This is a genomic window from Mahella sp. (genome assembly GCF_020054945.1).
In the GTDB taxonomy this organism is placed as follows: Bacteria; Bacillota; Clostridia; order Mahellales; family Mahellaceae; genus Mahella.
In genome coordinates this window covers 1-9,699 of sequence record NZ_JAIHAU010000055.1, presented here as the reverse complement: position 1 = coordinate 9,699, position 9,699 = coordinate 1, and the positions used below count along the sequence as shown (strand labels likewise).

The 9,699-nt window shown below is 43.5% G+C and carries 9 protein-coding genes, 1 tRNA gene and 1 pseudogene; 9 read left to right on the top strand and 2 right to left on the bottom strand.

Annotated features, from left to right (window positions below; genetic code table 11):
- Positions 1-159 precede the first annotated feature (159 nt).
- A tRNA-Tyr gene (locus tag JG770_RS09630) sits at positions 160-244 on the top strand.
- Positions 245-305: 61 nt separating this feature from the next.
- Positions 306-815 carry a ferritin family protein gene (locus tag JG770_RS09625; RefSeq protein WP_291958311.1) on the top strand — a complete coding sequence of 170 codons (510 nt, stop codon included), beginning with the start codon at positions 306-308 and terminating at the stop codon, positions 813-815.
- A 3-nt stretch (positions 816-818) separates the two neighbouring features.
- On the opposite strand, the gene JG770_RS09620 is transcribed toward JG770_RS09625, so the two are convergent.
- Together JG770_RS09620 and JG770_RS09615 are read right to left on the bottom strand one after the other, a co-directional pair.
- Positions 819-1,718, bottom strand: coding sequence for a M14 family metallocarboxypeptidase (locus JG770_RS09620; RefSeq protein ID WP_291958309.1), 900 nt, complete (start codon positions 1,716-1,718; stop codon positions 819-821).
- A 62-nt stretch (positions 1,719-1,780) separates the two neighbouring features.
- Entirely contained in the window at positions 1,781-2,521 is a 741-nt protein-coding gene (locus JG770_RS09615; protein ID WP_291958306.1) for an SDR family oxidoreductase, read from the bottom strand.
- Between the two features lie 227 nt (positions 2,522-2,748).
- Here JG770_RS09615 and JG770_RS09610 point away from each other — a divergent pair, with 227 nt between their 5' ends.
- The 7 genes and pseudogenes from JG770_RS09610 to JG770_RS09580 form a co-directional block, all read left to right on the top strand.
- Complete coding sequence (locus JG770_RS09610; protein ID WP_291958303.1) at positions 2,749-3,543, top strand: family 1 encapsulin nanocompartment shell protein; 795 nt, start codon at positions 2,749-2,751, stop codon at positions 3,541-3,543.
- Between the two features lies 1 nt (position 3,544).
- The gene (locus JG770_RS09605) at positions 3,545-3,874 is read left to right on the top strand and encodes a demethoxyubiquinone hydroxylase family protein (protein ID WP_291958300.1); all 330 of its coding nucleotides are present in this window, start codon (positions 3,545-3,547) and stop codon (positions 3,872-3,874) included.
- A 132-nt stretch (positions 3,875-4,006) separates the two neighbouring features.
- A complete protein-coding gene (locus JG770_RS09600; protein WP_291958297.1) occupies positions 4,007-4,588 on the top strand; it encodes an aminodeoxychorismate/anthranilate synthase component II in 582 nt (193 codons plus the stop codon).
- Positions 4,585-5,271 carry a VTT domain-containing protein gene (locus JG770_RS09595; protein WP_291958294.1) on the top strand — a complete coding sequence of 229 codons (687 nt, stop codon included), beginning with the start codon at positions 4,585-4,587 and terminating at the stop codon, positions 5,269-5,271. The genes JG770_RS09600 and JG770_RS09595 overlap by 4 nt, the downstream gene beginning before the upstream one ends.
- 33 nt (positions 5,272-5,304) lie before the next feature.
- Positions 5,305-6,732, top strand: coding sequence for a glycogen synthase GlgA (gene glgA, locus JG770_RS09590; protein WP_291958291.1), 1,428 nt, complete (start codon positions 5,305-5,307; stop codon positions 6,730-6,732).
- Positions 6,733-6,756: 24 nt separating this feature from the next.
- On the top strand, positions 6,757-9,195 hold the full coding sequence (locus tag JG770_RS09585) for a glycogen/starch/alpha-glucan phosphorylase (protein WP_291958288.1): 2,439 nt from the start codon (positions 6,757-6,759) through the stop codon (positions 9,193-9,195).
- 12 nt (positions 9,196-9,207) lie between these two features.
- Positions 9,208-9,699, top strand: a pseudogene (locus JG770_RS09580) (glycoside hydrolase family 13 protein); the annotation flags it as partial.

Below are 9,699 nucleotides of genomic sequence, written 5' to 3'. Positions count from 1 at the left end.
ACGAGTCATTTCTCGTTGCGTCATATTGAATATCTCCTCTCTCATATATGACATTATATCAAAATACTTTCAATATGACATTATCATAAAATTATAATAATTTTGTGCTATGGCTATTGACTGCAAGAAATAGATATTGTATAATAACATTTGTGACGCGGAGGGGTTCCCGAGCGGCCAAAGGGGGCAGACTGTAAATCTGTTGGCTCAGCCTTCGATGGTTCGAATCCATCTCCCTCCACCAAGGAGCCCATAGGCATTTTGTCTGTGGGCTTTTATTATTATATACAGAGAGGTGCGGTCAAATGGAATTGGATCAAATAAATGAATTGGAAGCATTGCGCATAGCAGTGGAGATAGAAGAGAACGGGTATGAGTTCTATACAAAAGCCATTGAACGGGTATCGGATATAGAAACAAAAGCCTTGTTTCAAAGGCTTGCAGGGGAAGAAAAAGCTCATGCCGCACGTTTCCAAGCCATATATGATAAATACCTGGCTGATAATCCCATGGGCAGCGATGAATACATATATGATCCGGAAGTGTCTTCTTACCTTAAAGCCATATCGATGTCAGCCGTATTTCCGCCGGCCGGAGAAATAGACGATGTCATGGAACAGGTAACAGACATATATGATGTATTGGACCTGGCGTTGCAGGCCGAGAAGGATTCTATATTATATTACAGCGAACTTGCTGTGCATGCCAAGAATCCGGCCGCTAAATCCGCATTTAGCACCCTTATATCCGAGGAAAGAAAGCACGTTATAGACATACAGCGTCTTTTTGATCTGTTACAATCAGATACTATGTAGCGCCTATGTTAAGCTGGCACCATGTAGCATAATGCCCAGGTTCTCACGGTATATTTGCGATAACTGCGATGCCGGGAGTGGGTTTATACCCATGCCTACTTCTATGGTAAAACCGGGGCGGCGCCAATCCTGTATGAACCAGTCCTTATAACCAGCGTCAGTGCCGGCGTATCTTATGGGTGTATATCCGCTCAATGTGCTGAAGTATGTTGCTATGGTTTGTGATTCGGGAGGTTCCAAGCCTCTGTATCCCCAATATATGACTCTTCCTTGAGAGTGATATGCTATAATTAAATCCGGATTATGATATCGTGTAAAATCGGCTACGGCTCTGGATTCGGGTTCCGATTCCGGGGCTGAGCCCGAATAGTTTGCAGGGCTCGGTTGGGCTGGGCCCCGGCTTTTTTGCTCATACCAATTCGCGTTATATTGATGATTCAAATCCACACCGCGTATGTTGGCTTTCCAATTGCTAAAATTCATGCTGTAATTGTTCCACCTTAATACCTGCTCATAAAAAGGATTGCTTGTATCGATGCCATGTATGACCAAATCCACGCCATCGGGATTTACCATTGGCGTCAGCCATATAGTCGTATGGCTGAATAAATACCGTATATCCCATCCGAGAATAGTGGTACCTGTTTGATAAGCTTGAGCATAGCTTTCAGCAAACTGCATCAATAAGGGAGCTGTTATCCATTCGTTGGCATGATGACACCCGTTATAATATACCTGTCTTTGCCCTATGCCTATGCTTAGAGCGTGAATCTCCTTTCCCAAAACTGAGCTGCCTATAATGTTGCTCTGTATAATGGGATACGCCGATTTAAGCGCTTCCATGTCAGAAACCATGGTTTGATAATCATATGGCACATCGGTGTGTACTATTTGAGAATTCATATTTTATCATTCCTTTATGCTTTTAAGTTATATCACCTTTGTTCATCTTATGACATAAACGCCTACAATATTCCACCATCTGCTGTTATTATCTGACCCGTTATATATGAGGATTGTTCGGAGGCCAAGAAGACGGCTAAAGCGGCTACTTCCGAGCACTTCCCGAGGCGTTTCATGGGTATTTGGTCAAGCGTTATCTGTTTATCCTCGGCAGACATCCAGTTGTTCATACCGGTGTCTATAACGCCGGGTGCTATGGCGTTTACGCGTATGCCGCATGTACCCAGTTCTTTTGCCAGCGCCTTCGTGAAAGCGTTTATGCCGCCTTTGGAGGCTGAATATACTGCTTCACATGCTGCTCCTGCATTGCCCCATATAGATGATATGTTTATTATGCTGCCGCTTTGGCGGGGTAACATATGCCTTAAGACAGCGTGGCAGCAATTCATAGTGCCTTTGAGATTGGTATTCAGAATATTATCCCATAGATTTATGTCGGTATCAATAAAAAGGCCTATATGTGATATGCCTGCGTTATTGACCAGTATATCGATTTTACCCAGCTTTTGCACGATATCGTCCAGCATGTGCCGCGCCGATTCATAATCGCTTACATCGGCCTTTATCGTTATGCCATATCTGTCGGCTTGGCGTACGGCTTGTAAAGTTTCTATGGCACCGGCTTGGTCGGTTTTATAATTTATGGCTACAGAAGCGCCGGCCTTGGCCAATTCAATGGATATCTGGCGCCCTATGCCGCGCGAGGCGCCAGTTACAAGTGCTGTTTTGCCGCTTAATTCCATTTTTACTCCTTCCAATTTGGATGAATTTATTCATAAAGCAATAATATCAATTATAACATATATATACAAGGCCTTACTCCGAACCGCGATTCGGAATTTAGGATGCAATCAGTTACCCAGCCTGGTCACATTCCAAATCGCAGACCTTCAAATTTATAATGGACAATTATTAGTATATAATATATAATATTAAGTAGATACAGATATCATACATAGGAGGTAAAAAAATGGCTGATTATTTATTGCGAAATGATGCTCCGCTGACGAAGGAGCAATGGGATAGCGTGGATAAGGCTGTAGTAGAAGGTGCTAAAGCCGTGTTGGTAGGCAGGAAGTTCATTCCTTTATTTGGCCCTGTTGGTGCGGGTACTTTTGTGGTACCAAACGGAGAGGCCAACGATGGAGCAGACATAAAGTTTGTAAAGCTGAACATGCTTTGCCGTGACTTTGTTTACGGATGGAGAGAAATTCAGTATTTTGAAGAGAACAACTTGCCTTTGAATATCGGAAAGGCCTTTAGCACTGCTGCTATGTTAGCGGCAGATGAGGACAGGCTTGTATTCTACGGAGATGCTGAAAAAGGAGCCGAAGGCATATTGACGATCGGTGGGAAATTATCATATGCGAGAAACGACTGGCAAAAAGGCAGCGCATACGATGATGTGGTGGCGGCGCTTGCGCTTCTAAGGAGCCATTATCAATTCGGCCCTTATGTTATGGTCACGAGTCCGCCGTTATTTGCAGCGCTCAATAAAGTATATAAAGATACGCCTTATCTGGATGCCGAAAGAATAGAGAGGCTTGGGGTCAAATTGTATCAGTCTCCCGTACTGAAAGATGAAGATGCTTTCATCGTATCGGCCAATGCACAAAGTATAGATCTTGTTATCGGTCAGGATATTATAACGGCATTTGTGGAGACCGCCGACATGAATCATCGCTTCAGAATATTGGAGACACTGGGCCTGAGAATAAAACGGCCGGATAGCATTGTTACGTTAACTTACAAGGAGGTGCAGTGATATGGCATATGGAAACGGTTCTACTGCTAACGACGGCAGCAAATATAAGACGGAAGGTCTGGAGCAGTTCTTGATATGGGTTAGGGAAGACATAGCCGGTGAAATAGATGCTGTAGATAATTATCAATATCACATCGATTCTATAGATATCCCTGAAATAAAAGAAATCCTTGCTCATATAAGGGATGAGGAAAAGGAGCATATTGCCGAATTAACGCATCTGCTTCAGAGGTTCGATGCGGTTCAAAATCAAAAATTTGAAGAGGATCATTTCGAGAAAGAAGCATCTTCTAAAGCCGCGTCCGGCGGATTTACAGTAGGCAACGTATGATGGGGAGGAGAGAGCGGTAGAAGCCGTTCTCTCCTTTTATATATAGAACATATGTTTTAAATTATTGCGCTCATTCGCAAAAAATGTTAAAATAAATCATGATAGACGAGACGAGAGGAGATTAGATTAGCTATGTTGTTGATGATCGATAACTACGATTCTTTTACCTATAATCTGGTGCAATATTTCGGCGAATTGGGGCAGGATATAAAGGTATACAGAAATGATGCCATAACATTGGACGAAATAGAACAAATGCAACCCGATATGTTGGTTATATCGCCCGGGCCTTGTACGCCTGATATGGCCGGCATAACTATGGATGCCATAAGGCGCTTTGCAGGACGGATACCTATATTAGGCGTGTGTCTGGGGCATCAAGCGATAGGGCAGGTATTCGGGGCAAGGGTTATTAGAGCGGCCCAACCGGTGCATGGCAAAACATCCTTTGTACGGCACGATGGACGGACTATATATGAAGGCCTTGATAATCCGCTCAGCGTTTGCCGTTATCATTCGCTGGTGTTGGAACCGAGCAGCATACCGGATGATCTCGAGGTTACGGCTACTACAGAAGATGGGGAGATTATGGGAATAAGGCACAGGCGTTATCTCATAGAGGGCGTGCAGTTTCATCCTGAAGCTATATTGACACACCAAGGGCACGAACTCTTAAATAATTTTATAGGTAGGGTTAAATCGCTTAAACGATGAGAGAAAATATATTTCGGCAGATACTGCCGCTTGTCTTACTTGTTGTTGCCATCATTATTGCTACGGTATTACTTGCTCAGCCCTTTATCGAACTGGTACGCGATGCCGATAAATTCCGTTTATGGATACAGGGCTATGGCAGCATGGGATTTATAATGTTTATCATAATACAGGTATTGCAGGTCATAGTATTTATAGTGCCTGGAGAAGTGGTTCAGATAGCAGGAGGCTATTTATATGGGACGCTTTTGGGTACGCTTTTATCATCTATAGGAATAACGATAGGTTCGCTCATATGTTTCGGGTTGGCCAGATTGCTGGGGCGCAGAGCTATAGAGAGCATTATAGGGTATGAAAGGATTCATAAATTCGATGATTTTATAAATCAGCCTAAAGGCGAGGCCTTATTGTTTCTCATATTTCTCATACCCGGTTTGCCGAAGGATGTGCTGGCTTATGCCGCTGGCCTTTCGCCTATGCGGTTCCGTAATTTTTTTGTTATAACCTTTATAGCCAGGCTGCCTAGCATAATGCTTTCAGCCTATTGGGGTTCTAATATAGTCGAAAGGAATTACTGGCTGTTGGCCGGCATTGCTGTTATAGCAACGATTCTCTTTCTTTTAGGCATATTTAAAGGCAGGGTTCTTTTAGAGCGGATTGATAAAAAATTGCACAATTCATAAACCTATTGTACAAGATAGAAAGGGGAAAATTCGATGAATGTCTTATTTGCGACGTCTGAGGCTGAACCGTTCATAAAAACGGGAGGCCTTGCCGATGTTTCATATGCATTGCCCAAATACCTCAAGCGTATGGGCGTGGATGTTAGAGTGGTGATGCCGAAATACAAGAATATCAAGCTGCCGAAGGAAGGCCTTGATTTTGTAAAATGGTTTATGGTGCCGGTAGGTTGGCGCAATCAATACTGCGGAGTATTTGAATATGATGTCGACGGCGTAATGTATTATCTTATCGACAACGAGTATTACTTTTTAAGGGATGGGTGTTACGGATATTACGACGAGGCCGAGCGGTTCGCGTTTTTTGACAGGGCGGTGCTTATGTTGCTCAAGGAAATAAACTGGAAGGCCGATATTATACACTGTAACGATTGGCAAACCGCTATGGTGCCGGTTTTACACAAGGTTGAATATAGTTTCGATCCTTTCTACAGCGATATAAAGACGGTATTTACCATACACAATCTGGCGTATCAAGGCAACTTTGATCCCGATATATTGTCGGATCTTTTCGGTTTGGGACAAGAACTCTATCATAACGGTACTCTGGAATTCTATGGGGCTGTCAGTTTTATGAAGGGCGGTATAAGCTTTGCCGACGAGATAACCACCGTAAGCAAAACATATGCCGAGGAGATACAGACGCCCGAATACGGCGAACGCATGGACGGCCTTTTGAGAAGCCGCAAAGACCATCTTCATGGCATAATAAACGGCATAGACTATGAGATATATGATCCTGCCGCAGATAAATATATATTCAAAAACTATGATGTAAAAACTGTTCAAGCAAGAAGCGAAAATAAATTAAAACTTCAAAAGCAACTGGGCTTGAACATAGGCGAACATATACCGATGGTCGGCCTCATATCGAGGCTGACATGGCAAAAAGGTGTAGGCCTGATAGAGGCGGCTGCTCATGATATGCTTAAGACAGGTATTCAATTGGTAGTACTGGGTACCGGCGAGCATAATGCCGAATGGTTCTTCAGAAGCCTTGAGCGCATGTATCCCGGTCAGGTATCGGCTAATATATTATTCGACGATGCATTGGCGCATAGGATATATGCCGCGTCGGATATATTCCTTATGCCTTCTTTGTTCGAACCGTGCGGATTAAGCCAGCTTATAGCCATGCGTTACGGAAGCCTGCCGCTGGTTCACGAAACGGGTGGCCTCAAAGATACGGTAAAACCTTATAATGAGTTTACCGGCGAGGGCACAGGATTCAGCTTCGCGTCATATGATCCATTGACTTTAACGAAAATTTTAAACATGGCGCTGAAATACTACCATGATGAAGAAGAAATATGGTATAATATAATTGTACAGGCGATGAATTGCGACAATAGCTGGCAAAATTCTGCCGGAGAGTACATGGAGCTGTACAAAAGCATAACTTAATGTGTATATTTGTGAGGTAATCATATGCTACTAAATATAAATAAAGATAAATTCAAAAGCGATTACCAAGAGAAATTTATAGAGATAAACGGTAAAGAATTGTCAGAAGGGGCGGATTATGATAAATATGAAGCGCTAGCCGGCTTAATAAGGGATTATATAGCAAAATTATGGGTGGCTAGCAATAAAAAATGTTCATCTTCGCACCAAAAACAGGTATATTACTTTTCTATGGAATTCTTATTGGGTAGACTTTTAGGAACCACACTTCTCAACCTGGGTATAAGGGATATGTGTAAAGAAGCGCTTTCCGAACTGGGCATAGATCTGGATAAACTCGAGGAATTGGAAGAAGATCAAGGTTTAGGCAATGGAGGATTGGGTCGGCTGGCGGCATGCTTTCTGGATTCCATGGCATCGCTGAATATATACGGCCATGGCTGCGGCATAAGGTATAAGTATGGATTTTTTGAGCAGAAGATAATCGACGGGGCACAGGTGGAGGCGCCCGATGATTGGTTGAAAAACGGCAACGTATGGGAAATAAAGAAACCCGATGAGGCTGAGATAGTTAAATTCGGGGGACATGTGGACATGATAAACCAGGGCGGACGCCTTATGTTTTATCAGAGGGATTATGAGCCGGTTATGGCAGTTCCTTATGATATACCTGTGGTGGGTTATGAAAATGGTACTGTAAATACCCTAAGGCTGTGGAGCGCGGAGCCTGTTGAGGATGAATTTGACTTTTCCTCATTCAGCAGGGGCGAATATTCAAAAGCTGTGGATTACAGGAATTCTGTAGAGGCTATTTCCCAAGTGCTGTATCCGGATGATACATTTTATGAAGGCAGGAAACTGAGATTAAAGCAGCAGTACTTCTTCGTATCGGCTGGCATACAGAGCATTATAAAGAAGTTCAAAGCCTGCGGGGGCAATATAAGGGAATTGGATGACAGTATAGCTGTCCATATAAATGACACGCATCCGGCCCTTGCCATACCGGAACTTATGAGAATACTGATGGATGAAGAGGGTTTGGGATGGGACGAGGCATGGCGTATAACCACCGATGTCATGTCGTTTACCAACCACACCGTTATGCCCGAAGCTATGGAAAAATGGCCGGTATCCATGTTCCAGGAGTTGTTGCCGCGCATTTATATGATAGTAAACGAGATAAACGAGAGATTCTGCGGGCAGTTGTGGAATCTTTATACAGGGCAATGGGATAAAATAGCTAGGATGGCTATAATAGCAGACGGTTACGTGCGCATGGCTCACTTGGCGGTGATAGGCTCACACAGCGTAAACGGCGTGGCTAAGCTGCATACTGAAATACTTAAAAAAGAGGTTATGGCGGATTTTTATTACCTGGATCCTAAGAAGTTCAACAATAAGACCAACGGCATAACGCATCGCAGATGGCTCATGAAGGCTAATCCGGGCCTTACATCGCTGTTAATGCAAACTATAGGGGATAGTTGGATAAGACACCCGATCGACTTGGCGCGGTTTGAAAGATATGCTTATGACGGTGCTGTTCAAGCCGAAGTAGAGGGTATAAAGAAAGCCAATAAAGAGAGGTTGGCCCGTTATATAAAAGAACACAATGACATAGCTGTAGATCCGTCATCTATGTTCGATTCCCATATAAAGCGCATACATGCCTATAAAAGGCAAACGCTCAATTGCCTGCGCATAATGGACCTCTATAACAGGCTGATCGACAATCCGCATCTGAATATAGTGCCAAGGACATTCATATTTGCCGGCAAGGCAGCGCCCGGTTATTATTTGGCGAAAAATATTATAGAGCTGATAAACGCTATAGCTGATAAGGTAAACAATGATCCGAAGGTCAACGATCTTATAAAAGTGGTTTTTTTGGAGAATTACAGGGTATCGCTGGCTGAGGCTGTAATACCGGCATCTGATCTGAGCGAACAGATATCCACTACCACCAAAGAGGCATCAGGTACCAGCAATATGAAATTCATGATGAACGGTGCCGTTACAATCGCGACGCTGGACGGGGCTAATATAGAAATACGCGATGAAGTGGGCGACGATAATATAGTCATATTTGGCCTGACCAGCAAAGAGGTGTTGAATTATTACCGAAACGGCGGTTATTCGGCGGCCGATGTGATAGAAGCTGCTCCGGCGTTGAAACGCGTGCTGGACGACCTTATAAACGGCAAATATTCTAAAGATAAAGATAAATTCCGCGCCATATATGATAGCCTAACTGTTTATAACGATGAGTTCTTTGTACTTAAGGATTTTGTGCCGTATCTGGAAGCGCAGGCAAGGGTAGACGAAATGTTCGAAGACCGCGCTAAATGGAATAAAATGGCCATAGTGAATATAGCTCACTCCGGCATATTTTCCAGCGACAGGACCATCGAGGAATATGCCGTTGGCATATGGGGGTCAAATTATTTATATAAAAATCTATAAAGAAGGAACTTTATGATAGAGGTTTACGCCAAACACGATTCGCATGACGCGTTTTACCGCACGCCTTTCGGAGCGGTTAAAAGCGGCAGCACAGTGACATTGAGGATTAAAGCGGGCGGTATCAAAAACGCTGAATTGGCGCTGAGGTTTTTCGACGGCAGAGAGCAAATCTTACCTATGACAAAGGCTGCTGGGGCAGAAGGCCATGCATTTGAAGGAATAGTAGATATAGACGATGGATATACCGGCCTTATAAATTATTATTTTATACTGTATACGGAGCAGCAGGTGCTCTATTACGGTGGCCAACAGGACGGTATGGGAGGTACGGGTAAGCTGTACGATGCGGCGCCTCCGCCTTATCAGATTACAGTTTATAAAGACTTTACCGTACCACAATGGCTTAAGGAGGGTATAGTCTATCAGATATTCGTCGACAGGTTTTTGAACGGCAATGAGGATGGCAAAGTATCCAATCCCAAACAAAACAGTTTTATATATGGG